Genomic DNA, 26,235 nt, shown 5'->3' with positions numbered 1-26,235 from the left:
GGCCTGAGAGGCAGTCAGCCACCCATGAAGCTCGTCTTCGCAGGCACCCCCGAGGTAGCCGTTCCCGCACTCGACGCCCTGATCGCCTCCGGCCGTCACGAGGTGGCGGCAGTCGTGACCCGGCCCGACGCGCCCGCGGGGCGCGGCCGGCGGCTGGTGGCCAGCCCGGTCGCCGAGCGCGCCGAGGAGGCCGGGATCGAGGTGCTGAAGCCCGCCAGGCCCCGGGACGAGGACTTCCTGGCGCGGCTGCGGGAGATCGCGCCGGACTGCTGCCCGGTCGTCGCGTACGGAGCGCTGCTGCCCAAGGCGGCGCTCGACATCCCGGCGAAGGGCTGGGTCAACCTGCACTTCTCGCTGCTGCCCGCCTGGCGCGGCGCGGCCCCGGTGCAGCACGCGGTGATGTCAGGGGACGAGGTGACGGGGGCCTCCACCTTCCTCATCGAGGAGGGGCTCGACTCCGGACCCGTCTACGGCGTGCTGACCGAGGAGGTCCGCCCGACCGACACCAGCGGCGATCTGCTGACCCGGCTGGCGTTCGCCGGGTCCGGGCTGCTCGCCGCGACCATGGACGGCATCGAGGACGGCACCCTGCACGCCGTACCGCAGCCCGCCGACGGGGTCACCCTCGCGCCGAAGATCACCGTCGAGGACGCCCAGGTCCAGTGGTCCGCGCCCGCCCTCCGCGTCGACCGGGTCATCCGCGCCTGCACCCCCGCCCCGGGCGCCTGGACGCTGTTCCGGGGCGAGCGGCTGAAGCTCGTCCAGGCCACCCCCGCCGTCGACCGGTCCGAACTGGCGCCCGGTGAGCTGTCGGCCGGCAAGAACAACGTGTTCGTCGGCACCGGGTCGCACGCGGTCGAGCTGCTGTGGGTGCAGCCGCAGGGCAAGAAGCCGATGCGCGCCGCCGACTGGGCGCGCGGGGTGCGCATCGTCCCCGGTGAGCTGGCCGGGAGCTGAGGCCCCGGCGGCGGGACGGCTGATCCCTCCAGGAAGGGGACGTAGGCTGGGAGGGTTCGTCCTCTCAATATTCAGCGGAGCACCTTTCACGTGAACGACCAGCCGCGTCGCCGTCCCGCCAAGCCGCACCGCCGCCCCCAGAAGGACCCGGTCCGCTTCCTCGCGTTCGAGGTCCTGCGGGCCGTCGACGAGCGCGACGCGTACGCGAACCTCGTCCTGCCCCCGCTGCTGAAGAAGGCCCGGGCCCAGGGCGACTTCGACCACCGCGACGCCGCCCTGGCGACCGAGCTGGTCTACGGCACGCTGCGCCGCCAGGGGACGTACGACGCGATCGTCGCCGCGTGCATCGACCGGCCGCTGCGCGAGGTGGACCCGCCGGTCCTGGACGTGCTGAACATGGGCGTGCACCAGCTCCTCGGCACCCGTATCCCGACCCACGCGGCGGTCTCCGCCAGCGTGGAGCTGGCCCGGGTGGTGCTGGGGGAGGGGCGCGCCAAGTTCGTCAACGCCGTCCTGCGCAAGGTGTCCGCCGACGACCTCGACGGCTGGGTCGCGAAGGTGGCCCCGGCCTACGAGGACGACGCCGAGGACCACCTCGCGGTCGTCCACTCCCACCCGCGCTGGGTCGTCTCCGCGCTCTGGGACGCGCTCGGCGGCGGCCGCGCCGGGATCGAGGACCTGCTCGACGCGGACAACGAGCGGCCCGAGGTCACCCTCGTCGCCCGCCCCGGCCGCTCCACCACCGCCGAACTCACCGAGGAGCTGGGCGAGGACAGCTCCCTCCCCGGCCGCTGGTCGCCCTACGCCGTACGGATGGCCGAGGGCGGCGAGCCCGGCGCCCTGACCGCCGTGCGCGAGGGCCGGGCCGGGGTCCAGGACGAGGGCAGCCAGCTCGTCGCCGCCGCCCTGGCCAACGCCCCGCTGGAGGGGTCCGACGCCCGCTGGCTCGACGGCTGCGCGGGTCCCGGCGGCAAGGCCGCCCTGCTCGCCGCCCTCGCGGCGGACCGCGGCGCCGCCCTGCTGGCCGCCGAGAAGCAGCCGCACCGCGCCCGCCTCGTGGAACGCGCGCTGGCCGGCAACCCCGGCCCGTACCAGGTGATCACCGCCGACGGCACCCGCCCGCCGTGGGGGCCCGAGACCTTCGACCGCATCCTCATGGACGTGCCCTGCTCCGGCCTCGGCGCGCTCCGCCGCCGCCCCGAGGCCCGCTGGCGCCGCCGCCCGGAGGATCTGGAGGGCTTCGCGCCCCTTCAGCGCGGGCTGCTGCGCGAGGCGCTGAAGGCCGTACGCGTCGGCGGCGTCGTCGGGTACGCGACCTGCTCGCCGCACCTCGCGGAGACCCGGGTCGTCGTCGAGGACGTGCTCAAGGGGCGCGGCGGGGCGTCCGTCGAGGCGGAGTGGATCGACGCCCGTCCACTGCTGCCGGGCGTGCCCGCGCTGGGCGACGGGCCCGACGTCCAGCTCTGGCCGCATCTGCACGGCACCGACGCGATGTACCTCGCGTTGCTCCGCCGTACCGGCTGATCAAGGGCCCGGCGCGGGGCGAAACGCCGGGAATGCGCGAACCGTAATGATCCCGTGAGCCTTTGGAGCGCACCGAGGCCGGGAAGTGACGCAGAACATGGCAGGCTTGGCCCATGGCCCAGATCAACCCGAGTATTCTCTCCGCCGATTTCGCGCGCCTCGCCGACGAGGCCAAGGCCGTCGAAGGTGCCGACTGGCTCCATGTCGATGTCATGGACAACCACTTCGTGCCCAATCTGACCCTCGGCGTTCCGATCGTGGAATCGCTCAGCAGGGCCACGGACACGCCGCTGGACTGCCATCTGATGATCGAGGACGCGGACCGCTGGGCACCGCAGTACGTCGAGGCGGGGGCCGGGTCCGTCACCTTCCACGCCGAGGCCGCCGCCGCCCCCGTGCGGCTGGCCCGCGAGATCCGCGCCAAGGGCGCCCGCGCCTCCATGGCGCTCAAGCCGGCGACGCCCATCGAGCCGTACGAGGATCTCCTCCCCGAGCTCGACATGCTGCTGATCATGACCGTGGAGCCGGGTTTCGGCGGCCAGTCGTTCCTGGACATCATGCTGCCGAAGATCCGCCGCACCCGTGAGCTGATCTCCAAGCACGGCCTCGATCTGTGGCTCCAGGTCGACGGCGGCGTCTCCGAGTCCACCATCGAGCGGTGCGCCGAGGCGGGCGCCGACGTCTTCGTCGCCGGCTCGGCGGTGTACGGCGCGGGGGACCCGGCCGCCGCGGTGCGGGCCCTGCGCGCCAAGGCCGACGGGGCCATCGGCGCGGCCGGCTGGGCCTGCGCGCACTGAGGCCGGGGGAGGCGGGCGTCGCCCGGGCCAAGGGCAGATGAACGGGTTCCTACGGGACCGGTCAGGGATCGCCGTATCTGACAGGATGAACGGCGTATCAAGAGCGTGAACAGCAGTGAGGAGAACGCGGTGTCTGCAATGTCGGCGGGCCGGTCCGCCCTGCGGATGGGGCCCGCGGAGCTGGTGCAGGCGGCGGCCATGGCCCGCCGCTTCTACCTCGAGGGCAAGTCCAAGATCCAGATCGCCGAGGAGTTCGGCGTCAGCCGCTTCAAGGTCGCGCGGGTCCTGGAGACCGCCCTGGAGCGCGATCTCGTACGCATCGAGATCCGGGTCCCGGCGGAGCTGGACGCCGAGCGCTCCGACGCGCTCCGGGCCCGCTACGGGCTGCGTCACGCGGTTGTCGTGGAGTCCCCGGCGGAGGAGCAGGACGACGCGGCCGACCCGGAGAACCTGGGCGAGGTCGCGGCGGACCTGCTCGGCGAACTGGTGAACGAGGGCGATGTGCTCGGGCTCGCCTGGGGCCGCTCCACCATCCACATGGCCGCCGCCCTCGACCGGCTGCCCCCGTGCACGGTCGTGCAGCTCACCGGGGTGTACGACGCGGGCACCGCCGAGCGCGGTTCGGTGGAGGCGGTGCGGCGCGCCGCCCAGGTCTCCGGCGGGGAGGCCCATCCGATCTACGCGCCGATGCTGCTGCCGGACCCGGCGACGGCCGCCGCGCTGCGCAACCAGACGGGGATCGCCCGCGCCTTCGAGTACTTCGACAAGGTGACCGTGGCAGCCGTCTCCATCGGTTCCTGGGAGCCCGGCATCTCGACCGTGCACGACATGCTCTCCGACGAGGAGCGCCGGCACTACGCTTCGCTCGGGGTCGCCGCCGAGATGTCGGCCCACCTCTTCGACGCGGAGGGCCGCCGGGTCGGCCGGGACCTCGGCGAGCGGTGCATCACCGTCGAGGCGGACCGGCTGCGCCGGATCCCCGAGGTGGTGGCGATCGCGGGCGGGCAGCGCAAGGCCGCCGCGATCGGCGCGGTGCTGCGGTCAGGCCTGGTCACCAGCCTGGTCACGGACACCGCCGCCGCCGACTACCTGCTGACCGAGTCCGCCGCCCCGCGCCGCCCGGCCCTGGAGCGGGCCGACCCGGACGGCGACTGAGGCGTCGTACGCGAGGAGGGGCGGGCGGCCCGCGGCCGCCCGCCCCTCCTCGTAGGTCCCGGGTGCTCAGTCCTGCGGCAGGCCCAGGACCCTGGCCTCCAGATACTGCTCCGGCTGCTCGTACTGGCTGACGTCGGCCGGGTTGTAGCGGGGCGTCTGCCGGGACCAGTCGAGATTGCCGCGCATCCAGCTGCGCATGCCGTCGAGATACGGCTCCAGCATCGGCGCCAGCTGCGGATACGCCTCCAGCAGCTCGCGCTCCGCCGTCAGGAAGCGCTCCGTCTCGACGGCGATCTCCGCGCAGACGTGCTCCAGCGCCCGCTGCTTGCCGTAGCCGCGGTGGTGGCGGACCAGGTGGACGAGATTGTGGATCTCGCCGAGCACCTGCTCCTTCTCGTACGAGTACACGTCATTGGCCCAGCAGACGTGGTTGCAGGACGCCTCCAGGGCGGTGATGAACCGGGGGTCGTTGTGGATCGAGGAGGGTGCCTCGATGCCCGCGACGATCTCTATCAGGTCCATGCAGACGATGATCGCGCCGGTGTGACGGCGCTTCTCTATGTACAGCTCCTCCGACGGCACCACGCCCGCCGCCCGGTTCCCGGCTTCCCAGGTGGTGGCGGTGGTGAGGTACTTCTTCAGGTGCCAGGCGAACCTGCGCCGCCAGTGCACCGCCGCGGTCGGCGTCGTACGGTGCCACAGGTCGATGAGGGCCACCACGGCGGCGGGCAGCTCCTCGTTCTCCAGCACGCCGGTGCGGGTGCCCTCGACCACGGAGAGCATCAGGGCGACGACGTCCCGCACCCGCTCCGGACTGCGGCCGAGGTGGCCGTCGTCGAGCTGGTCGTCGACGAGGAAGAGCCAGACGAACCAGTCGGCGACCAGGTCCAGATCCTCACGGTCGGCGGTCGGGTAGACCATGCCGACGAACGCGCCGAAGTCCGCCTGCTCGAAGCGCTCCCTGGCCGATTCCCGGTGCACCAGACCGGTGTTGCGGGTCCAGGTGTCCAGATGCTCCCGTACGTGTGCGACGTGCGGGTTCGTCCGCTGGGGGAACGGGCAGTAGATGTCCGGCAGTTCGTTCTCCACGGGCGGGTCGTGATCCTCTCCGGTCGTACGGGTGACGGAAGTTGAGCATGATCCGTCCGTTCCTCCGGGGCGTTGTGGTGACCCACGGGACCTGCGGGTTTGAAGCTACCTGACCCCCTGTCACCAGGTCCAGGGCAGATGATCGGGAATGGTTGAAAGCTGTTCGGGTAAGGTCTCGGGGCAAGGCAGGTGGCACTGCCCGGGACTCCCGCAGCGGTGCGTTCGTAGGAACATACGAGCGCGGGAGTCATTTGCTGTGTCTTCGTGGAAGCGACCTGCGCCATTTCGTATGAAAAAATGAGTGCTATGCGTTTTCTTGAGCCCGGCACCGGTCGCTATACAGAGTCCCCCTCGGTCCCGTACGACCTCACGTACGACGACGTCTTCATGGTCCCGGGCCGGTCGGCGGTCGGATCGCGCCAGGGTGTCGACCTGTCCTCGCCCGACGGCAGCGGCACCACCATCCCCCTGGTCGTCGCGAACATGACCGCGATCGCGGGCCGCCGGATGGCCGAAACCGTCGCCCGCCGCGGCGGCCTCGTCGTCATCCCGCAGGACATCCCGATCGAGGTCGTCACCGAGGTCATCTCCTGGGTCAAGACGCGCCACCTGGTGCTCGACACGCCCATCGAGCTGTCGCCGGGCCAGACCGTCGCCGACGCGCTGTCCCTGCTGCACAAGCGCGCACACGGTGCCGGGGTCGTCGTGGACGCCGACCGGCGGCCCGTCGGCGTGGTCACCGACCACGACCTCTCCGGCGTGGACCGCTTCACCCAGCTCTCCGAGGTCATGTCCAAGGACCTGGTCCTGCTGGACGCGGACATCGACCCGCGCGACGCCTTCAACAAGCTGGACGGCGCCAACCGCAAGCTCGCCCCCGCGGTCGACGCGGACGGCCGCCTCGTCGGCATCCTCACCCGCAAGGCCGCGCTGCGCGCCACGCTCTACACCCCTGCCACCGACGCGGCCGGCAAGCTGCGGATCGCCGCCGCCGTCGGCATCAACGGCGACGTGGCCGGCAAGGCCAAGCAGCTCCTCGACGCCGGGGTGGACACCCTCGTCGTGGACACCGCACACGGCCACCAGGAGTCCATGATCAACGCGGTGCGCGCGGTCCGGGCCCTGGACCCGCGGGTGCCCATCGTGGCGGGCAACATCGTCGCCGCCGAGGGCGTGCGCGACCTGATCGAGGCGGGCGCGGACATCATCAAGGTCGGCGTCGGGCCCGGGGCCATGTGCACCACCCGCATGATGACCGGCGTGGGCCGCCCGCAGTTCTCGGCCGTGCTGGAGTGCGCCGCCGAGGCGAAGAAGTACGGCAAGCACGTCTGGGCCGACGGCGGGGTCCGCCACCCGCGCGACGTGGCCATGGCGCTCGCGGCCGGCGCGTCCAACGTGATGATCGGCTCCTGGTTCGCCGGTACGTACGAGTCCCCGGGCGACCTCCAGCAGGCCGCCGACGGGCGCTTCTACAAGGAGTCCTTCGGCATGGCGTCCGCGCGCGCCGTGAAGAACCGGACCTCCGACGAGTCCGCGTACGACCGCGCCCGCAAGGCGCTCTTCGAGGAGGGCATCTCCACCTCGCGGATGTTCCTGGACCCGGCGCGCCCCGGTGTCGAGGACCTGGTCGACTCGATCATCGCGGGCGTCCGCTCCTCCTGCACGTACGCGGGCGCGGCCTCCCTCGCGGAGTTCGCCGAGAAGGCCGTCGTCGGCGTCCAGAGCGCCGCCGGCTACGCGGAGGGCAAGCCGCTGCACGCCAGCTGGAGCTAGGGCCTGCCGGGGCCCTGATCCGCCGGACAGGCCCTGACCCGTGGTCTACTGCCGGGGGCGGCACGCGCCGCCCCCGGCTCAGTCATGCCCGGCTCCGTCCGTGCCCCGCAGAGAAGTGACCCGTACGACGTGCGACTGAACGACCTCGACGAACGCATCGTCCACGCCCTGGCCGAGGACGCCCGCCGCTCCTACGCCGACATCGGCTCGATCATCGGCCTGTCCGCGCCCGCCGTGAAACGCCGGGTGGACCGGCTGCGAGCCGAGGGGGCCATCACCGGGTTCACCGTGCGGGTCGACCCGGCCGCGCTCGGCTGGGAGACCGAGGGTTACATCGAGATCTACTGCAGCCGCAACACGTCCCCGGAGTCCATCAAGCAGGGCCTCGCCCGCTACCCCGAGGTCGCGTCCGCGTCCACGGTCACCGGCGACGCGGACGCGCTGGTCCAGGTCTTCGCGGCGGACATGCGGCACTTCGAGCAGGTCCTGGAGCGGATCGCCGGCGAGCCGTACGTGGAACGGACGAAGTCCGTGCTGGTCCTCTCGCCGCTGTTGCGGCGGTACTCGTCGGGATCCCCGGGGTAGCGGCCGCCCGCTGGCCGGGCCGGGTCGCCGGCGAGGTTCCGTCCTCAAACGCCGGACGGGTTGGAAGAATGCCTCGGCGCCCGCGCAACGAATCGCCGCGCCCCGCGCGATCCGCGCAACGGATCGGCCGTCGATGCGCAACGGACGCGCCTTGTCCGGGCCGAATCGCGGAACGTACCGTTTCTACGTCCCCGCCCCGCCCGTATCGTCCGAGGTCAGCCATGCCGTCGTTGCGCACCGCCCTGCTCCAGAGCTCCGGTCGTCCCGGCTCGGTCGCCGGCTCCGTCGAGCTGCTGGCGGACGCCGCGCGCCGCGCTGCCGGCACCGGGGCCCGGCTCCTGGTCTGCCCCGAGCTGTACCTCACCGGCTACGCCATCGGCGACGACGTCCCCCGGCTGGCCGAGGCCGCCGACGGGTCCGCCGCCCGCGCCGTGGCGGAGATCGCCGTACGGCACGGGATCGCCGTGCACTACGGCTATCCCGAGCGCGAGGGCGACACCCTGTACAACTCCGCGCAGCTCATCGGCCCCGACGGCACCACGCTCGCCAACTACCGCAAGACCCACCTCTTCGGGGACTTCGAGCAGCACTGGTTCACCCCCGGTGGGCAGCCCGTGGTCCAGGCCGAGCTGGACGGCGTCCGGATCGGCCTGCTGACCTGCTACGACGTCGAGTTCCCGGAGAACGTACGGGCGCACGCCCTGGCCGGCACCGACCTCCTGCTGGTCCCGACCGCGCTGATGCACCCCTTCTCGTTCGTCGCCGAAGCCCTCGTCCCGGTCCGCGCCTTCGAGAGCCAGCTGTACATCGCGTACGTCAACCGGACCGGTCGGGAAGGCGCGTTCGACTTCACCGGGCTGAGCTGCCTGGCCGGTCCCGACGGCACGGTCCGCGCCCGTGCGGGCCGCGGCGAGGAACTGGTCACCGCCGACGTCGACCTCGCCCTGCTGGTGGACTCGCGGGCCGCCAACCCGTATCTCCGCGACCGCCGCCCCGGCCTGTACGGCTCCCTCGTCTGAGCCCGCCCGCCCCCCTCACGTCTTCGCCCGTCCCGCAAGGAGCCCGTACACCATGACCGCCGTGCCCCCCGCCGTCCAGCACACCGAGGAAGCGGCACCGCCGATCACCATGTTCGGGCCGGACTTCCCGTACGCGTACGACGACTTCCTCGCCCACCCGGCGGGCCTCGGCCAGATACCGGCGACCGAGCACGGCACGGAGGTGGCCGTCATCGGCGGCGGGCTCTCCGGCATCATCACCGCGTACGAACTGATGAAGATGGGCCTGAAGCCGGTCGTGTACGAGGCCGACCGCATCGGGGGGCGGCTGCGCACCGTCGAGTTCGAGGGCTGCGCCACCGACGGCGAACCGCTCACCGCCGAGATGGGCGCGATGCGTTTCCCGCCCTCCTCGACCGCACTCCAGCACTACATCGACCTCGTGGGCCTGGAGACGAAACCGTTCCCCAACCCGCTCTGCCCGGCCACCCCCTCGACCGTGGTCGACCTCAAGGGCGAGTCCCACTACGCCAGGACCATCGACGAACTCCCGCAGGTCTACCGCGATGTGATGGACGCCTGGAACCGCTGCCTGGAGGAGGGCGCCGACTTCTCCGACATGAACCGGGCGATGCGCGAGCGCGATGTGCCCCGGATCAGGGAGATCTGGTCCCGGCTGGTCGAGAAGCTGGACAACCAGACCTTCTACGGCTTCCTCTGCGACTCCGACGCCTTCAAGTCCTTCCGGCACCGCGAGATCTTCGGCCAGGTCGGCTTCGGCACCGGTGGCTGGGACACCGACTTCCCCAACTCCATCCTGGAGATCCTGCGCGTCGTCTACACCGAGGCGGACGACCACCACCGCTCCATCGTCGGGGGCAGCCAGCAGCTCCCGCTGCGCCTGTGGGAGCGCGAGCCGCAGAAGATCACGCACTGGCCGCTCGGCACCTCGCTGTCCTCGCTGCACGGCGGCGAGCCGCGCGGCGCGGTCACCCGGCTGAACCGTACGGCCGGCAACCGGATCACCGTCACCGACGCCTCCGGCGACATCCGCACCTTCCGGGCGGCCGTCTTCACCGGGCAGTCCTGGCTGCTGCTCTCCAAGATCGCCTGCGACGACGCGCTCTTCCCGATCGACCACTGGACGGCGATGGAGCGCACCCACTACATGGAGTCGTCTAAGCTGTTCGTGCCCGTCGACCGGCCGTTCTGGCTGGACAAGGACGAGGTCACCGGCCGCGACGCGATGTCGATGACGCTGACCGACCGGATGACCCGGGGCACGTACCTGCTGGACGACGGGCCGGACCGGCCGGCGAGCATCTGCCTCTCGTACACCTGGTGCGACGACAGTCTGAAGTGGCTGCCGCTCTCGGCGGCCGAGCGGATGGACGTCATGCTGAAGTCACTCGGCGAGATCTACCCGAACGTCGACATCCGCAGCCACATCACCGGCAACCCGGTCACCGTCTCCTGGGAGAGCGAGCCGTGGTTCATGGGCGCGTTCAAGGCCAACCTGCCCGGGCACTACCGCTACCAGCGGCGCCTGTTCACCCACTTCATGCAGGACCGGCTGCCCGCCGACAAGCGGGGCCTGTTCCTGGCCGGTGACGACATCTCCTGGACGGCCGGCTGGGCCGAGGGCGCCGTGCAGACCGCGCTGAACGCCGTGTGGGGTGTGATGACCCACTTCGGCGGCGCGACCGACACGACCAACCCCGGCCCCGGCGACCGCTTCGACGAGCTGGCCCCGGTCGAACTCCCCGAGGACTGAGCGCGCGCCCCGGTCACGAATCCGTGGCCGGGCGTTCCTCGTCGTAGGCGGACGTGCCCGAGTCGAGCAGCGGCTCCTGCGTCTTGAGGTGCGCCGGGGCGAAGGCGCGCAGCACGTGGTAGCCGGTGATCACGACGATGGTGCCGAGGGCGATGCCGCTCAGCTCGAAGTTGTCCGTGATCTTCAGGCTGACCCCGCCGACGCCGATGATGATGCCCGCCGCCGCCGGCACCAGGTTCAGCGGGTTGCGCAGGTCCACCTTGGCGTTCAGCCAGATCTGGGCGCCGAGCAGGCCGATCATGCCGTACAGGATGACGGTGATGCCGCCGAGCACCCCGCCCGGGATCGCCGCCACGACCGCGCCGAACTTCGGGCAGAGGCCGAAGAGCAGGGCGAAGCAGGCGGCCGCCCAGTAGGCGGCGGTGGAGTACACGCGGGTCGCGGCCATCACGCCGATGTTCTCGGAGTACGTGGTGTTCGGCGGGCCGCCCACCGCCGTCGACAGCATCGAGGCGGCGCCGTCCGCCGCGATCGCCGTACCGAGCTTGCCGTCCAGCGAGCGCCCGGTCATCTCGCCGACCGCCTTCACATGCCCGGCGTTCTCCGCGATCAGGGCGATGACGACGGGCAGGGCGACCAGGATCGCCGACCACTCGAAACTCGGCGCGTGGAACGAGGGGAGCCCGATCCAGTCGGCCTTCCCGACGCCCGACAGGTCCAGGCGCCAGTGGTCCACCGACTCGGTGCCGCCGGCGGGGGAGTGGATCTTGCCGAAGACCCGGTCGAGCAGCCAGGACAGGACGTAACCGAAGACCAGCCCCAGGAAGATCGCGATCCGGGAGAAGAAGCCGCGCAGGCACACCACGGCCAGCCCGGTGAACAGCATCACGAGCAGGGCCGTCCACTGGTCCTGCGGCCAGTACGTCGACGCGGTCACCGGCGCCAGGTTGAACCCGATGAGCATGACCACCGCGCCGGTCACCACCGGCGGCATCGCCGCGTGGATGATCCGCGCACCGAACCGCTGCACCGCGAGACCGGCCAGGAAGAGCACCACGCCGACCACGAACACCGCACCGGTCACCACCGCGCTGTCGCCGCCGCTCGCCCGGATCGTCGCGGCGACCCCGACGAACGAGAGCGAGCAGCCCAGGTAGCTCGGCACCTGGCCGCGCGTGGCCAGCAGGAAGATGGCCGTCGCGACACCCGACATCATGATCGCCAGGTTCGGGTCGAGCCCCATCAGGACCGGCGAGACGAACGACGCGCCGAACATGGCGACCACGTGCTGCGCGCCGAGCCCGAAGGTGCGGGGCCAGGAGAGCCGCTCGTCCGGGCGGACCACCGCTCCCGGTGCGGGCGTCTTCCCGTCGCCGTGCAAGGTCCAGCGCACGCCGAGGCCCATGGTTGCTCCCTGTGTGTAGGTGCGTGAGCCCGTGCCCGCCGGACATGGCGCTCATCGCGGAAAAGATCAGCGCCATGGTAGTGCCGCCCGGCCCGCCCCCTCCGGCCGGACCCACCCGTTCCGGTTTGCCGGCGGTGCGGCGCCCGGGGCGGGGTCAGGAGCGCGGCTCGGCCGCCGCCGCGTCCCGCACCACGCCCTGGGCCGTCGCCTTGCGGTCACCGGCCCGCAGCACCCCGGCCCCCAGGACCAGGCCGAACGCCAGCACCGACACCAGGCCGAACGACACGACCAGCGAGGTCGCCTCGGCCAGCGAGCCGATCGCCGACGGGGCGATGAGGCCGGAGGTGTACGTGATCGTCGCGACGCCCGCGATGGCCTGGGCGGGCTTGGGGCCGCTGCGCCCGGCCGCCGCGAAGGCGAGCGGGACCACCACGGCGATGCCGAGCCCCATCAGCCCGAACCCGCACAGGGCGAGCGCCACGTGCGGGGCGGCGACCACCAGGAGCCCGCCGGCCGTGGCCAGGACGCCCCCGACGCGTACGGTGCGCACCGCGCCGAAGCGGTCGACGACCCGGTCCCCGGCGATCCGGGCGACCGCCATCGTCAGCGCGAACGCGGTGGTGGACGCCGCCGCGAGACCGGCCGAGCTGTCCAGCGTGTCGCGGAGGTAGACCGCCGACCAGTCGAGGCTGGCCCCCTCGGCGAAGACCGCGCAGAAGCCCACGGCACCGATGACCAGGGCCGACTTCGGCGGCAGCGCGAAGCGCGGCGGCGGCTCCTCGTCCGGCTCGCTGCGCAGGTTCAGCACCCACTGGCAGGCGGTCAGGCCGAGCAGGGTCAGCACCACGGCGGCTATCACGTGGTGCAGCCGCGCGTCCGTGCCCGCGTGGGCGGCCACCGTGCCCGCCGCCGACCCCAGCAGGGCGCCCACACTCCACATGCCGTGCAGCCCGGACATGATCGACTTGTCGAGGCGGTTCTCCACCTCCACCCCGAGCGCGTTCATCGCCACATCGGACATGCCGGCCGACGCCCCGTACACGAACAGCGCCGCGCACAGCGTGAGCAGGTTGGGCGCCAGGGCGGGCAGGATCAGCGCCAGCGTCCACAGGGTCAGCAGGCCGCGCAGGGCGGTCCGCGCGCCGAAGCGGTGGCTCACCGCGCCGGCCAGCGGCATCGCGACCGAGGCGCCGATCGCGGGGAAGGCCAGCGCGAGGCCCAGTTGGCCCGCGCTCACGCCGGCGTGGTCCTGGATCCAGGGGACCCGGGTGGCGAAACTGCCGGTCACCGAGCCGTGCACGGTGAAGACCGCCGCGATGGCGTACCTGGCCCGCCGCACCTCACTGATGCCGAAGACCGGAGCCGTGGATGTGGTTGTCATACCGCTGTGCCCTCCCCTGACGTCATGTTCCACGATGCGGGCGATAAACTATCAGGAACCCTGCCTGATAAATAGACCGCCCGCACGTCTCCGGTTCGGCGGTGATCTGGAAGGATTCCGGCATGCCCGCATCACCGAGCACCGCCCGGGCCATCAACGACCGGCTCGCCCTGCGGCACCTCCAGCAGGACGGCCCGCTGACGGCCACGCAGTTGAAGACCCTGACCGGGCTCTCCCGGCCCACCGTCGCGGACCTCGTGGAACGCCTCCAGGGCGCGGGTCTGATCCATGTCGTCGGCGAGACCGGCGCCGACCGCCGCGGCCCCAACGCCCGGCTCTACGGCATCGTCGCGGACCGCGCGCTGCTGGCCGGGCTCGACGTGCGCACCGACAGCGTCGCCGTCGTCGTCGCCGATCTGCTGGGCGCGACGCTGGCCGAGGCGGTCCTGCCCATCGGCGAGGCGGAGGGGGACGACGCCGTGGAGCAGGCCGTCGCCCTGCTGGCGGCCACCGTCCGCAGCGCGGGGAGCACCCCCCTGCACAGCGTCGGCATCGGTGCGCCCGGGCTGATCGACCCCGTCACGGGGGAGCTGCGGGACAGCACCGGGCTGCCGTCCTGGCACCGCAGCCTGGTCCGGGCGCTCCAGGAGCGGCTGCCGGCGACGGTGCTGGTCGAGAACGAGACGAACCTCGCCGCCGTCGCCGAGCACCGCGTCGGCGCGGCCCGCGACCACGACACGTTCGTCCTGCTCTGGCTGGGCCACGGGGTGGGTGCGGCGGTCATGCTCGACGGGAAGGTGCGCCGGGGGGCCTCGGGCGGCGCGGGCGAGATCGGCTTCCTGCCGGTCCCCGGCACGGCCGGCACCCCCTCGGCCGTCAACTGCGACGGGGGCTTCCACTCACTGGTCGGCTCGGCGCCGCTCTGCGAACTGGCCGCGCGGTACGGGATCGCCGTGACGGGGGAGGGCCAGGAGCCCGGTGCGGCGGCGGCCGTCCGGGCGGCGCTCGCGGGGGAGGGCGACAGCGAGGGCTTCCTCGGCGCCCTGGCGGACCGGATCGCGCTGGGCGCCGCCGCGGTCGCCTCGGTCCTCGACCCCGGGCTCGTCCTGCTCTCCGGCGAGGTGGGCCACGCGGGGGGCGACGCGCTGGCCGCCCGTGTCGAGGAGCGGCTGGCCGCGATGTCCCCGCTGCGCACCGGGGTGCGGGCGGGGCTGCTGGGCGGCACGGCGGTCCGCCGGGGGGCGTTGCTCGCGGCGCTCGACGCGGCCCAGGAGGCGTTGTTCGCGCCACGGTCGAGCCCGTCCGGCGTGTGAGGACGGAGCCGGTGCGCCGGACGGGCTCATAAGGGCGGGGTTCAGCAGGCGCCCAGGTCCTGCCAGACGCCCCACTCACCGGTGGTGCCGGGCTTCTCGCCCTTCGTCCACCACTTCGCCTTCCACCGGTGGCCGTCCTGGCTCACCGTCGTACCGGTGCCGTACTCCGCGCTCGCGCTCCACGCCGCCGCCGTGCACGTGCCGCCCGACGGGTCGGGGCTCGGGCCGGTGGAGCCGGACGGGTCGGGCGTCGGCGTCGAGCCCGTGCCCGGCTCGACGACCGTCGTGCCCCGGGCCAGGTCCGCCGCCAGGGCGTAGGACTTGCCGCCGAAGGTGACGGTCCAGTTGGACGGGGTCGATGTCGGCAGGTAGTACACGAAGTCCACCTGGACCGACGCTCCGGGCGCCAGGCTCTGCCAGGACGGCAGCTTCAGGGAGACGCGGTTGTAGTCGCCCTTCAGGCCGCCGACGTTGTTCGCGGCCGTGTGGTCGCTGCGCACGATCGTCGTGCCGAAGCCCGACTGGTCCTTGGCGTTGGCGGGCGCCGAGGTGGAGTAGTCGAACTGGAACTCCGTGCCGCCGGGCAGCGTCGTCTTCGTGTGGTTGGTCATCGTCAGCTTGGGGCTGATCGGGTAATTGGAGTCGCCCAGCGGGAACTGGCCGAAGGAGACGTCGATGTCGAGCGCCTGCGCCGGCAGGTCGATGGTGGAGCGCTTCGCCCCGTACGGCCCGGCGTTCTTGAAGGTGTCGTACATCGTCGAGGTGAGCGTGGAGCCGGGCTCGTACTGGCCCTCGGACGCGTTCCAGCCGTAGTCCCCGGCCAGCTCCCAGATCATCGTGCCGCCGATGCCCTTGTCGGCCACGTAGTCCGCCTTGGCCCGCACGGACTGCTCGTCCTCGGTGGACAGGAAGACCTTCTTCTCGGCGTTCCACAGCCACGGCGCGACCAGCGTCGCGTCGTAGTTGCGGACATAGGTGCCGGTCAGCTCGGTGTCCGCGGGGAACCCGTAGTCCGTGACGTAGTCGCCGACGATGCCCTTCTCCAGGTTCTTGGCGTGCCACATCGGGTTGGACCCGGCCGGCGACTCCTTGCCGTTGGTGTCGAGGTCGTGCCAGAGGTTGTCGATGCCGACGGCGCCGTCACCGCACGTGGTCAGCCCCGCACCGGCCGGGCAGTCGGTCGAAGCCGCTTTGCCCCACAGGCCGTTGGTGCCGCCCTGCACGTTCTTGAAGCCGCGGGTGTAGTACGGCAGGCCGATGTTGATGCGGCCCGACGGCATCGAACCGCGGAAGTAGTGGTAGGCCCAGTCCGTGTTGAGGTAGCCGGTGCCGCCGTACTGCGAGGTCGAGTAGACGCTCGCCTGGGCGAGCTCCGCGTCCTTGCCGTCGTCGTGGAGCGCGGCGTTGGGGCCGACGTACTCGTTCCAGGCGCCGTGCAGGTCGTACGACATGATGTTGACGTAGTCCAGGTACTTCTGGACCTGGAACGTCTCCATGCCGCGCAGCAGGTAGCCCGACGAAGGCGCGGCGACGCTGAGCAGGTAGTGGTGGCCGTCGGCGGCGGAGGCCCGGTCCAGCTTTTCGCGCAGGGTCTTCATCAGCGCGGCGTAGCCCTTGACCAGACCGGCGCGGCGGCCGTTGGACAGCGTCCGGTCCAGCGGGTTTCCCGCGTCCTTCATCGTGGTCGGGTACTCGTAGTCGATGTCGACGCCGTTGAAGCCGTACGTGCGGATGAAGTCGACCGCCGAGTCGGCGAAGGTGTCGATCCCGGCCTGGTTGACCGAGCCGTCGGCGTTGGTGGCCATCGAGTAGAAGCCGCCCGAGCCGACCCGTTCGCCGTCGTCACCGAAGTAGCCGCCGGTCTCGGCCCAGCCGCCGACGGAGACCATCGTCTTCACGTCCGGGTACTGCTTCTTGAACTTGCCGAGCAGGTTGAAATGGCCCTTGTAGGGGAGATCCGGGTCCATCTCGGCGCCCTTGACGCCCGGCCAGGTCATGCCGGTGGAGGCGTTTTCCGGCCCATCCGCGCCGACGGAGAGCTTGTTGGCCCCGTCGACGTGGGCGAAGGCGTAGTTGAGGTGGGTGACCTTGTCCCAGGGGATGTCCGAGGCCAGGTAGGCGGGCTTGCCGTCCTTGCCGGTCCGCCAGTCGGTGAAGTAGCCGATGACGCGCCGGGGGTGGTCGGCGCCCATCTTCTCGCGGCCCTCGGAGTCGTACACGGAGCAGTAGGGGACGGAGACGCCCGGCGTCTCGTAGAGCCCGTCGGGACGACAGGACTCCTGGTCGGCGGCTTGCGAGGGGGTCGCGGCGAGCGAGCCGATCAGCAGCGCGGCGATGCCTGCGCCGGCGGCGAGGAGCGAGGCTCTCGCACGGGTGGGGGACAGCACGTTCGGTTCCTCCTGGGGAGGTCGGCAGAACACAACTGAACAAAGGGGGGTGGGCCGTGCCTGGTCCCGGGCGTGCGCACACCGCGGAACCGCTCCTCGGAGGTGACGCAGAGATTAAGAGGACTAGACCAGTGCGTCAATAGGTCTGGACCAATCGCGGTTCATTCCTGTACGGATGTCCGAAAGAGTTCTTGTCACGTGCTGTCTGTGAGCCACTCCACAGCGTTCACCCGGTTGGCCTCCGCCGGGTCGTGGCACACTGATCGTGTACCAGTAGCAGCGCACTCCGGGGTCGGTGCAATTCCGAACCGGCGGTTACAGTCCGCGACCCGTCCGCATCCAGCGGCCGGTTGACCAGGTGAAATTCCTGGACCGACGGTTAAAGTCCGGATGGGAGGCAGTGCGCGGCGGGCCGTTTCGCGGGTACGCCGCCGTCGGCGGAGGTTCCGGATCACCGGGCCCCTCCGTGTTTTCCGGCATCAGGCGTCCCTGTCGTGCGTTCCGCTTCTTCTGTCGTCATCGACAGGCCCCGGAGTCCGTGCCCGAAGAGGCAGGAGGACCCGGTGGACACCGCAGCCGACACCGCCGCCATGCGCCGAGCCATCGCGCTCGCCGCCCGCGGCCTCGGCTCCACCAGCCCCAACCCGGTCGTCGGGTGCGTCGTCCTCGACGCCGCCGGCGAGACCGCGGGCGAGGGCTTCCACCAGCGTGCCGGCGGCCCGCACGCCGAGATCCACGCCCTGCGCGCGGCCGGCGACCGGGCCCGCGGCGGCACCGCCTACGTCACCCTCGAACCGTGCAACCACACCGGTCGCACCGGCCCCTGCGCCCAGGCCCTCATCGAGGCCGGCGTCGCCCGGGTCGTCTTCGCGGTCGGCGACCCGAACCCGCAGGCCACCGGCGGCGCCGAAACGCTCCGCGCCGCCGGCGTCCGGGCCGAGGCGGGCCTCCTCGCCGACGAGGCCGAGGCGGGCAACGCCGCCTGGCTCACCTCCGTCCGCCTGGGCCGCCCGCACGTCACCTGGAAGTACGCGGCGAGCCTGGACGGCCGGGTCGCCGCCGCCGACGGCACCAGCCGCTGGATCAGCTCCGCCGAGTCCCGCGCCGACGTGCACCGGCTGCGCGCCGAGGCCGACGCGGTCCTCGTCGGCTCCGGCACCGCCCGCGCCGACGACCCCCAGCTCGGGGTGCGCGGCATCGACGGCGCCGTCCAGCCCCTGCGCGTCGTCATGGACACCCGCGCCACCGCCGTACGCCCCGGCGCCCGGGTCCTCGACACCACCGCGCCCACCCTGATCGCGGTCGCCGAGGACGCGGACACCGGCCACCTGCCCGACGAGGCGGTCCTGCGACTGCCCCGCGCGGCCGGCGGCACCGGTCTCGACCCGGCCGCCCTGCTCGCCGCCCTCCACGAGCGCGGCGTGCGCTCCGTACTCCTCGAAGGCGGCCCGGTCCTGGCCGGCGCCTTCGTCGCCGCGGGACTCGTCGACAAGGTCGTCGGCTATCTCGCCCCCGTCCTCATCGGCGCGGGCCCCGCCGTCCTCGCCGACGCCGGAATCTCCACGATCACCGAGGCGTTGCGCCTCGACGTGACGGAGACCGTCCGCATCGGCCCCGATCTGCGCGTCACCGCCGTCCCCGGCCCCGCCCGTAAGGAGAACTGAATGTTCACCGGAATCGTCGAAGAACTGGGCGAGGTCACCGCCGTCGAGCAACTGGACGACGCCTCCCGCTTCCGCCTGCGCGGACCCGTCGTCACCGAGGGCGCCAAGCACGGGGACTCGATCGCCGTGAACGGTGTCTGCCTGACCGTGGTGGACCTCGGCGAGCACGAGTTCACCGCCGATGTGATGGCCGAGACGCTGAACCGCTCCAGCCTCGGCGCCCTGACGACCGGTTCCCGCGTCAACCTCGAACGCCCCATGGCTCTCGGCGGACGCCTCGGCGGCCACATCGTCCAGGGCCACGTCGACGGCACCGGCCGCATCCTGGAGCGCCGCCCCTCCGAGAACTGGGAGATCGTCAAGATCTCGCTCCCCGCCGCCCTCACCCGGTACGTGGTGGAGAAGGGCTCGATCACCGTCGACGGCGTCAGCCTCACCGTGGTGGACGCCGCGTCCGACTACTTCACCATCAGCCTCATCCCCACCACCCTCGCGCTGACCACGCTCGGCATCAAGGGACCCGGTGACCCGGTCAACCTCGAAGTGGACGTCATCGCGAAGTACGTCGAGCGGCTGCTCGGCCACGACGCGCCGGAGGCCGGGGAGGACGCGAAGTGAGCGCCCTGCACTGGCTGAACTCCGAGGCGTTCACCGTCCTCGACCAGCACATCATCTGGTCCGACATGATCGGCAACACCGTCGGCCTGATCGCCCTCGCGCTCGGCTGGCTGCGCTCGATCTGGACCTGGCCCGCCCAGCTCCTGTCCGGCGTCGTGCTGGTCGCCGCCAACGTCTCCGTCCAGCAGGCGGGCAGCGTCGGCAAGCAGGTCATCGTCATCGCGGTCGCCGTCTGGGGCTGGCAGCAGTGGACCCGGGGCAGGCAGCAGGCCCAGGACGGCTCCATAGCGGTCCGCTTCGCCACCTGGCGCGAACGCGGCTACCTGCTCGGCGGGGCGGCCCTCGGCACCCTCGCGGTCGGCGGCCTGTTCACCGCCTTCCCCTCGCTCTCCTGGAGCCCGTGGGCGGACGCCTACATCTTCGCCGGCACGCTGGTCGCGATGCTCGCCCAGGCGCGCGGCATGGTCGAGTTCTGGTTCGCCTGGCTCCTGGTCGACCTCGTCGGCGTCCCGCTGAACTTCCACAGCGGGCTCGCCTTCTCCGGTCTCATCTACGTCGTCTACGGCGCCCTCGTCCTGTGGGGCATGCGCGACTGGTGGCTGCGTACGCGGACACCCGCTCTGGAAGGAGCCACGGCATGACTGCCCAGCCCACCTGGTTGCACCGGGAACACGAGGCGCCCGTCGAGGACCTCGCCCTCGACCCCGTCGAGCAGGCCATCCGCGACATCGCCGCCGGACGGCCCGTCGTGGTCGTCGACGACGAGGACCGCGAGAACGAGGGCGACCTCGTCATCGCCGCCGAGAAGGCCACGCCCGAGATCGTCGCGTTCATGATGAGCGAGTGCCGCGGACTGATCTGCGCGCCCATGGAGAGCGACGAGCTGGAACGGCTCGAACTGCCCCAGATGGTGGACCACAACACCGAGTCGATGAAGACCGCCTTCACCGTCTCCGTCGACGCCACGGCCGCCCACGGCGTCTCCACCGGCATCTCCGCAGCCGACCGCGCCACCACGCTCCGCCTGCTCGCGGGCGGCGCGGCGGGCCCCGCCGACTTCGTGCGCCCCGGTCACGTCTTCCCGCTGCGCGCCCGCTCCGGCGGGGTCCTGGTGCGCAACGGCCACACCGAGGCGGCCGTCGACCTCGCCCGGCTCGCCGGACTCCGGCCCGCCGGGGCGATCGTGGAGATCGCCGGTGAGGACGGCGTCATGCTGCGGCTGCCCCAGCTGGTGCCCTTCGCCCGCAAGCACGGCCTCACGATCATCTCCATCGAGGACCTGATCGCGTACCGGCGCAGCAACGAGCCGACCGTCCGCCGCGAGGCCGAGGTCCGGCTCCCCACCCGCTTCGGCGCGTTCACCGCGTACGGCTACCGCTCCACCGTGGACGGCGTCGAACACGTCGCGCTGGTCCACGGCGACCTCGGGGACGGCGACGACGTCCTGGTCCGGGTCCACTCCGAGTGCCTGACCGGCGACATCTTCGCCTCCGAGCGCTGCGACTGCGGGCCCCAGCTGCACGCCTCCATGGAGCGCATCACGGACGAGGGCCGCGGCGTCGTCGTCTATCTGCGCGGCCACGAGGGCCGGGGCATCGGTCTGCTCTCCAAGCTCCGCGCGTACGAACTCCAGGAGCGCGGCGTCGACACGCTCGACGCCAACCTGGAGCTCGGCCTGCCCGCCGACGCCCGGGACTACGCGGCGGGCGCCCAGATCCTCACGGACCTCGGCGTGCGCAGCCTGCGCCTGATGACGAACAACCCGGACAAGACCGCCGCGCTCACCCGGCACGGCCTGACCGTCACCGGGCGCGAGCCGATGCCCGTCCAGGCCGGCGAGCACAACCTGCGGTACCTGCGCACCAAGCGCGACCGCATGGGACATGACCTGCCCTGGCTCGACGCGGTCCCCGCTTCGGCCTGCGGCAACCAGTAGCACACCCGTACAGAGAACCCAGGAGAGACATGAGCGGCAAGGGCGCACCCGAACTGTCCGTACGCAACTGCGGTGACCTCCGTGTGGCGGTCGTCGCCGCGCAGTGGCACGAGAAGGTCATGGACGGGCTCGTCGACGGCGCCCTGCGCGCCCTGCACGAGCTGGGCATCGACGAGCCGACCCTGCTGCGGGTCCCGGGCAGCTTCGAGCTCCCCGTCGTCGCGAAGGTGCTGGCCGGGCGCGGGTACGACGCGATCGTCGCCCTCGGCGTGATCATCCGCGGCGGCACCCCGCACTTCGAATACGTGTCCCACGGCGTCACCAACGGCCTGACCCAGGTCGCCGTCGACACCGGCGTCCCGATCGGCTTCGGCGTACTCACGTGCGACAACGAGGAGCAGGCGCTCGACCGGGCCGGCCTCGACGGGTCCAACGAGGACAAGGGGCACGAAGCTGTGACCGCCGCGGTCGCCACCGCCGCCACACTGCGCTCGGTCAGCGAACCCTGGCGCTGAGTGCGGGCCGGGCACCCCGTATTCTGAGCACATCATGGCGAACAAAACCTTCGAAGAGCTCTTCGCCGAGCTGCAGCTCAAGGCCGCCAACGGCGACCCCTCCACCTCCCGCACCGCCGAACTGGTGGAGAAGGGGGTCCATGCCATCGGCAAGAAGGTCGTCGAGGAGGCCGCCGAAGTCTGGATGGCCGCCGAGCACGAGAGCAAGGACGCCGCCGCCGAGGAGATCTCGCAGCTGCTGTACCACGTCCAGGTGATGATGGTCGCGCGCGGGATCTCCCTGGACGACGTCTACGCCCACCTCTGAGCCAGGCCCCGCAGGCCCCGCACCCTTCCGTACGTCATCCCGCCTCACCCTTCGCAAAGGAAACCCGACCTCATGCTGCGCATCGCCGTCCCCAACAAGGGTGCTATCTCCGGGCCTGCGATGGCGATGCTCCATGAGGCGGGCTACAAGCAGCGCAAGGAGTCCAAGGAACTCGTCCTGGTGGACCCCGCCAACGAGGTCGAGTTCTTCTACCTGCGCCCCCGCGACATCGCGATCTACGTCAGCTCGGGCCGTCTCGACATCGGCATCACCGGCCGCGACCTGCTGCTGGACTCCGGCGCCGATGCCGAGGAGATCCTCCAGCTCGGCTTCGCCCGCTCCACCTTCCGTTACGCCACCAAGCCCGGGACCGTCGCCGGACCCGAGGACTTCGACGGCCTGACGATCGCCACCTCCTACGAGGGCATCGTCGCCAGGCACCTCGCCGAGGCCGGCGTCAACGCCTCCGTCGTCCACCTCGACGGCGCCGTCGAGACCGCCATCGAACTCGGCGTCGCCCAGGTCATCGCGGACGTCGTGGAGACCGGCACCAGCCTGCGCAACGCCGGCCTCGACGTCATCGGCGAGCCCATCATGACCTCCGAGGCCGTCGTCATCCGGCGCACCGGCGCCCCCGCCGACGAGCCCAAGGTCCAGCAGTTCCTGCGCCGCCTCCAGGGCGTCCTGGTGGCCCGCAGCTACGTGATGATGGACTACGACTGCCGCGTCGAGCACCTGGAGCGCGCCGTCGCCCTCACCCCGGGCCTGGAGTCGCCGACCATCTCCCCGCTGCACCACGAGGGCTGGGTCGCCGTCCGCTCGATGGTCGCCGCCGCCGAGGCGCAGCGGATCATGGACGACCTGTACGACCTCGGCGCCCGAGCCATCCTCACCACCGCGATCCACGCCTGCCGTCTCTGACGGCGGGAGACGGAAGAAGAGCACGATGTCAGCCCCCGCGCCCCAGCCCGGCCCGCCGGCCCTGCCGGTCACCTTCCGGCCGACCCGCACCCGGGTGGTCCTGCTGACCGTCGGCGCGGTGATGTTCGCCGTCATCACCGTCGTGGCCTTCACCCTCGAACAGCTCAGCGGGGGAGAGCGGGTCAGCTTCGTCTTCACCGCGCTGCTCTTCTTCGGCGTCCTGGCGCTGCTCAGCCGCCCCAAGGTCGTCGCGGACGAGGAGGGCGTGACGGTGGTCAACCTCACGCGCAGCCGCCGTCTCTCCTGGGCCCAGATCGTCCGCGTCAACCTGCGGGTGGGCGACCCGTGGGTCTTCCTCGACCTCAGCGACGGCACCAGCATGCCCGCCCTCGGCATCCAGCCCGGCATCGCCAAGCAGCGCGCCATCCAGGACGCCCGGGCCCTGCGCGCCCTCGCCGAGAACCACGGCACGGGCACGGACAAGGGCTGAGCCCCTTGCCCCGCACCGCCTCCCGTTGATTACTCTGGAGGGCGGCGGCGCCCCGTGTGCGCCCCCGCCCCGCCCCAAGGCCCACACGGCCGGCGGGGATTTTCCTGCGACCCGAGGAGTGACTCCCTCCAGCAATGGACGGATCGTCCGGTAGTACCTGCGCCGCCCCCTCCGTGGAGGCGGCGGCATGACAACCCCCCTGTTGCTGCTCTGCGCGGCATTCGTTCTCATCCTCGCCAACGGGTTCTTCGTGGCGGCCGAATTCGGTCTCGTCACCGTGGAGCGCGCGGACGCCGAGCGCGCCGCCGCCGAGGGCGACCGGCGGGCCCGCTCGGTCACCGACGCCCTGCGCGAGCTCTCCTTCCAGCTCTCCGGCACCCAGCTCGGCATCACCATCACCTCCCTGGTGGTCGGCATGCTCGCCGAACCGGCGCTCGCCCAGCTCCTCGACGGACCCCTCGCGCTGACCGGCCTGCCCGACGGCGCGATCCCCACCGTCAGCGTGGTGACCGGCATGCTGCTCGCGGCGGCCGTCCAGATGGTCATCGGCGAGCTCGTCCCGAAGAACTGGGCGGTCTCCCGCCCGCTCACGGTCGCCCGGTTCGTCGCCGGACCGCAGGCCCGCTTCACCCGGCTCTTCCGGCCGGTCATCGGCGCCCTGAACACCGCGGCCAACCGGCTCGTACGCCTCCTCGGCGTCGAGCCCACCGACGAGCTGGCCTCCGCCCGCACCCCCGGCGAGCTGGTCTCCCTCGCCCGGCACTCCGCCGAGGCGGGCACCCTCGAACAGGACACCGCCGACCTCTTCGTACGGACCCTGTCGCTCGCCGGGCTCACCGCCCAGCACGTCATGACCCCGCGCGTGAAGGTCAGCGCCCTGCAGACCTCCGCCACCGCCGAGGACGTCCTCAACCTCACCCGCGCCACCGGCCTGTCCCGCTTCCCCGTCTACCGGGAACGCATCGACGAGGTCGTCGGCATGATCCACCTCAAGGACGCCCTGGCCGTCCCGGCCCCCGAACGGCTGCGGACCACGGCCGGCCGGATCGCCGTGCCGCCGCTCCTGGTGCCCGAGACGCTGCCCGTCGAACAGCTCCTCCAGCGGCTGCGCAAGGAGCAGCCGATCGCCGTCGTGGTGGACGAGTACGGCGGCACCGCCGGGGTCGTCACCCTGGAGGACATCATCGAGGAGCTGGTCGGCGAGGTCCGCGACGAGCACGACGCCGAGGGCGCCGACCGCCCCGAACTGGCCCCCGCCCCGCCCGAGGACGGCAGCCCCGCCTGGGACGCCGAGGGCAGCTGCCGGGTCCTCAGCCTGCGCCGCATAGGACTCGACGTGCCCGACGGGCCGTACGAGACGGTCGCCGGGCTCGTCGCCGACCTGCTGGGCCGCATCCCCGCGCCCGGCGACCGGGCCGAACTCCCCGGCTGGCGGATCGCGGTCCGCCAGGTCGGCCACTACCGGGCCGAGAAGGTCCGCTTCGTCCGCACCGCCGGAACCCCGGGCGCGGACGCCTCGGAGCCTGCGGTCCTGGAGGCGGCGCGATGAGCCTCGTCCAGCTGGTCTTCGCCGGACTCCTCGTCCTCGCGAACGGCTTCTTCGTCGGCGCCGAGTTCTCCCTCGTCTCCGTACGCCGCAGCCAGGTCGAACCCCTCGCCGCGGCCGGTTCCGGCCGTGCCCGTCAGGTGCTGTACGGCCTGGAGAACCTGCCGCAGATGATGGCGGCGGCCCAGTTCGGCATCACCGTCTGCTCCCTGACCCTGGGCGCCGTCGCCGAACCCACCGTCGCTCACCTCCTGGAGCCGGTGTTCGCCGCCGTGCAGCTGCCCGAGGGGCTGATCCATCCGCTCGGTTACGTGCTCGCCCTCGTCCTCGTCGTCTTCCTCCACCTCGTCATCGGCGAGATGGTCCCGAAGAACCTGGCGATGGCGGCGCCCGAGAAGACGGCGCTCTGGCTGAGCCCCGGCCTCGTCGGCTTCGCCCGGCTCTGCCGCCCGGTCACCGCGGCGCTCGGCGCCTGCGCCCGGCTGGTGCTCCGCCTCTTCGGCGTCGAACCGAAGGACGAGGTGGAGGCCGTCTTCACGAGCGAGCAGCTCAACCGCCTCGTGGAGGACTCCGGGCAGGCCGGTCTCATCGAGCCCGAGGCGCAGGAACGCCTGGAGGACGCACTGGAGCTGGGCAGCCGCCCCGTCACCGACGTGCTGCTGCGCCGGGCGTCCCTGGTGACCGTGGACCCCTCCGTCACCCCGCGCCGGATCGAGGAGCTGACGGTCCGCACGGGCTTCTCGCGCTTCCCGGTCTGCGCCGAGGGCGGCGGCCCGTTCATGGGCTACCTGCACGTCAAGGACGTCCTGGACCTGGAGGACGGCGAGCGCGCGGTGCCGCAGCAGCTCTGGCGCCCGATGGCCACCGTACGGGCCGAACTCCCGCTGGACGACGCCCTCACCGTGATGCGCCGCGCCGCCACGCACCTCGCCCAGGTCGCGGATGCCTCCGGCCGGGTGCTCGGCCTGGTCGCGATGGAGGACGTCCTGGAGACGCTGGTCGGCGAGGTCCGCGACCCGGCGCACCGGGTGGCGGAGCCGCGCCGCGCGGAGGAGCGGACGACGGACCCGGACGGGGCGGGGGCCCTGGTGGGCTGAGTT

The 26,235-nt window shown here is 72.0% G+C and carries 23 protein-coding genes and 1 riboswitch; of the genes, 19 read left to right on the top strand and 4 right to left on the bottom strand.

Going from position 1 to position 26,235, the window contains the following annotated elements; translation table 11 throughout:
• Positions 1 to 24: 24 nt before the first annotated feature.
• The 4 genes from fmt (at position 25) to ABZ565_RS14760 (ending at position 4,433) form a co-directional block, all read left to right on the top strand.
• Positions 25 to 957 (top strand): methionyl-tRNA formyltransferase, encoded by a 933-nt coding sequence (gene fmt / locus ABZ565_RS14775; protein ID WP_361025493.1) that lies wholly within the window; start codon positions 25 to 27, stop codon positions 955 to 957.
• A gap of 90 nt (positions 958 to 1,047) precedes the next feature.
• Positions 1,048 to 2,481 (top strand): transcription antitermination factor NusB, encoded by a 1,434-nt coding sequence (locus ABZ565_RS14770; protein WP_361025490.1) that lies wholly within the window; start codon positions 1,048 to 1,050, stop codon positions 2,479 to 2,481.
• A gap of 113 nt (positions 2,482 to 2,594) precedes the next feature.
• The gene (rpe, locus tag ABZ565_RS14765; protein WP_361025487.1) at positions 2,595 to 3,278 is read left to right on the top strand and encodes a ribulose-phosphate 3-epimerase; all 684 of its coding nucleotides are present in this window, start codon (positions 2,595 to 2,597) and stop codon (positions 3,276 to 3,278) included.
• 138 nt (positions 3,279 to 3,416) lie between these two features.
• Positions 3,417 to 4,433, top strand: coding sequence for a sugar-binding domain-containing protein (locus tag ABZ565_RS14760; protein ID WP_161208503.1), 1,017 nt, complete (start codon positions 3,417 to 3,419; stop codon positions 4,431 to 4,433).
• Between the two features lie 66 nt (positions 4,434 to 4,499).
• On the opposite strand, the gene ABZ565_RS14755 is transcribed toward ABZ565_RS14760, so the two are convergent.
• Positions 4,500 to 5,522 carry a terpene cyclase gene (locus ABZ565_RS14755; protein ID WP_361025484.1) on the bottom strand — a complete coding sequence of 341 codons (1,023 nt, stop codon included), beginning with the start codon at positions 5,520 to 5,522 and terminating at the stop codon, positions 4,500 to 4,502.
• A 306-nt stretch (positions 5,523 to 5,828) separates the two neighbouring features.
• On the opposite strand from ABZ565_RS14755, the gene ABZ565_RS14750 reads away from it, so the two are divergent.
• The 4 genes from ABZ565_RS14750 to ABZ565_RS14735 all read left to right on the top strand — a co-directional run bounded on the left by ABZ565_RS14750 (position 5,829) and on the right by ABZ565_RS14735 (position 10,652).
• On the top strand, positions 5,829 to 7,295 hold the full coding sequence (locus ABZ565_RS14750) for a GuaB1 family IMP dehydrogenase-related protein (RefSeq protein WP_361025481.1): 1,467 nt from the start codon (positions 5,829 to 5,831) through the stop codon (positions 7,293 to 7,295).
• Between the two features lie 129 nt (positions 7,296 to 7,424).
• Positions 7,425 to 7,880 (top strand): Lrp/AsnC family transcriptional regulator, encoded by a 456-nt coding sequence (locus ABZ565_RS14745; protein WP_018103925.1) that lies wholly within the window; start codon positions 7,425 to 7,427, stop codon positions 7,878 to 7,880.
• Between the two features lie 221 nt (positions 7,881 to 8,101).
• Positions 8,102 to 8,899 (top strand): carbon-nitrogen hydrolase family protein, encoded by a 798-nt coding sequence (locus ABZ565_RS14740; protein WP_361025477.1) that lies wholly within the window; start codon positions 8,102 to 8,104, stop codon positions 8,897 to 8,899.
• Between the two features lie 52 nt (positions 8,900 to 8,951).
• Complete coding sequence (locus tag ABZ565_RS14735; protein ID WP_361025474.1) at positions 8,952 to 10,652, top strand: NAD(P)/FAD-dependent oxidoreductase; 1,701 nt, start codon at positions 8,952 to 8,954, stop codon at positions 10,650 to 10,652.
• Positions 10,653 to 10,665: 13 nt separating this feature from the next.
• Here the strand turns inward: ABZ565_RS14735 and ABZ565_RS14730 are convergent, their stop codons facing one another.
• Positions 10,666 to 12,057 carry a solute carrier family 23 protein gene (locus ABZ565_RS14730; protein WP_361025471.1) on the bottom strand — a complete coding sequence of 464 codons (1,392 nt, stop codon included), beginning with the start codon at positions 12,055 to 12,057 and terminating at the stop codon, positions 10,666 to 10,668.
• A gap of 154 nt (positions 12,058 to 12,211) precedes the next feature.
• The gene (locus tag ABZ565_RS14725) at positions 12,212 to 13,438 is read right to left on the bottom strand and encodes an MFS transporter (protein WP_361025468.1); all 1,227 of its coding nucleotides are present in this window, start codon (positions 13,436 to 13,438) and stop codon (positions 12,212 to 12,214) included.
• 122 nt (positions 13,439 to 13,560) lie between these two features.
• On the opposite strand from ABZ565_RS14725, the gene ABZ565_RS14720 reads away from it, so the two are divergent.
• Complete coding sequence (locus ABZ565_RS14720) at positions 13,561 to 14,751, top strand: ROK family transcriptional regulator (protein ID WP_361025465.1); 1,191 nt, start codon at positions 13,561 to 13,563, stop codon at positions 14,749 to 14,751.
• A gap of 41 nt (positions 14,752 to 14,792) precedes the next feature.
• Here ABZ565_RS14720 and ABZ565_RS14715 read toward each other — a convergent pair whose 3' ends face one another.
• The gene (locus ABZ565_RS14715) at positions 14,793 to 17,138 is read right to left on the bottom strand and encodes a chitinase C-terminal domain-containing protein (RefSeq protein WP_361025462.1); all 2,346 of its coding nucleotides are present in this window, start codon (positions 17,136 to 17,138) and stop codon (positions 14,793 to 14,795) included.
• A 277-nt stretch (positions 17,139 to 17,415) separates the two neighbouring features.
• Positions 17,416 to 17,546: riboswitch (FMN riboswitch) on the top strand.
• A 155-nt stretch (positions 17,547 to 17,701) separates the two neighbouring features.
• Between ABZ565_RS14715 and ribD the strand changes: the two genes are divergently transcribed.
• From ribD to ABZ565_RS14665, 10 genes are all read left to right on the top strand, one after another.
• Positions 17,702 to 18,802 (top strand): bifunctional diaminohydroxyphosphoribosylaminopyrimidine deaminase/5-amino-6-(5-phosphoribosylamino)uracil reductase RibD, encoded by a 1,101-nt coding sequence (gene ribD / locus ABZ565_RS14710; protein ID WP_361025459.1) that lies wholly within the window; start codon positions 17,702 to 17,704, stop codon positions 18,800 to 18,802.
• On the top strand, positions 18,803 to 19,420 hold the full coding sequence (locus ABZ565_RS14705; RefSeq protein ID WP_361025456.1) for a riboflavin synthase: 618 nt from the start codon (positions 18,803 to 18,805) through the stop codon (positions 19,418 to 19,420).
• A complete protein-coding gene (locus tag ABZ565_RS14700; protein ID WP_361025453.1) occupies positions 19,417 to 20,061 on the top strand; it encodes a nicotinamide mononucleotide transporter family protein in 645 nt (214 codons plus the stop codon). The genes ABZ565_RS14705 and ABZ565_RS14700 overlap by 4 nt, the downstream gene beginning before the upstream one ends.
• Complete coding sequence (locus ABZ565_RS14695) at positions 20,058 to 21,356, top strand: bifunctional 3,4-dihydroxy-2-butanone-4-phosphate synthase/GTP cyclohydrolase II (protein WP_361025450.1); 1,299 nt, start codon at positions 20,058 to 20,060, stop codon at positions 21,354 to 21,356. The genes ABZ565_RS14700 and ABZ565_RS14695 overlap by 4 nt, the downstream gene beginning before the upstream one ends.
• A 29-nt stretch (positions 21,357 to 21,385) precedes the next feature.
• Positions 21,386 to 21,871, top strand: a complete 486-nt coding sequence (ribH, locus tag ABZ565_RS14690; protein WP_361025447.1) for a 6,7-dimethyl-8-ribityllumazine synthase — start codon at positions 21,386 to 21,388, stop codon at positions 21,869 to 21,871.
• Between the two features lie 34 nt (positions 21,872 to 21,905).
• The gene (locus ABZ565_RS14685) at positions 21,906 to 22,178 is read left to right on the top strand and encodes a phosphoribosyl-ATP diphosphatase (protein ID WP_018103937.1); all 273 of its coding nucleotides are present in this window, start codon (positions 21,906 to 21,908) and stop codon (positions 22,176 to 22,178) included.
• Between the two features lie 72 nt (positions 22,179 to 22,250).
• The gene (hisG, locus tag ABZ565_RS14680) at positions 22,251 to 23,099 is read left to right on the top strand and encodes an ATP phosphoribosyltransferase (RefSeq protein WP_361025443.1); all 849 of its coding nucleotides are present in this window, start codon (positions 22,251 to 22,253) and stop codon (positions 23,097 to 23,099) included.
• 25 nt (positions 23,100 to 23,124) lie between these two features.
• Positions 23,125 to 23,589: a PH domain-containing protein gene (locus ABZ565_RS14675; RefSeq protein ID WP_361025440.1), complete on the top strand. Its 465-nt coding sequence runs from the start codon at positions 23,125 to 23,127 to the stop codon at positions 23,587 to 23,589.
• A gap of 187 nt (positions 23,590 to 23,776) precedes the next feature.
• Entirely contained in the window at positions 23,777 to 25,138 is a 1,362-nt protein-coding gene (locus tag ABZ565_RS14670) for a hemolysin family protein (protein ID WP_361025437.1), read from the top strand.
• Positions 25,135 to 26,232, top strand: coding sequence for a hemolysin family protein (locus tag ABZ565_RS14665; protein ID WP_361025434.1), 1,098 nt, complete (start codon positions 25,135 to 25,137; stop codon positions 26,230 to 26,232). The genes ABZ565_RS14670 and ABZ565_RS14665 overlap by 4 nt, the downstream gene beginning before the upstream one ends.
• Positions 26,233 to 26,235: the final 3 nt, after the last annotated feature.

This window comes from Streptomyces sp. NPDC016469, assembly GCF_040632905.1.
Lineage (GTDB): Bacteria > Actinomycetota > Actinomycetes > Streptomycetales > Streptomycetaceae > Streptomyces.
Note: the sequence above shows the minus strand (reverse complement) of the source record. Positions and strands in the feature narration are given on the sequence as shown.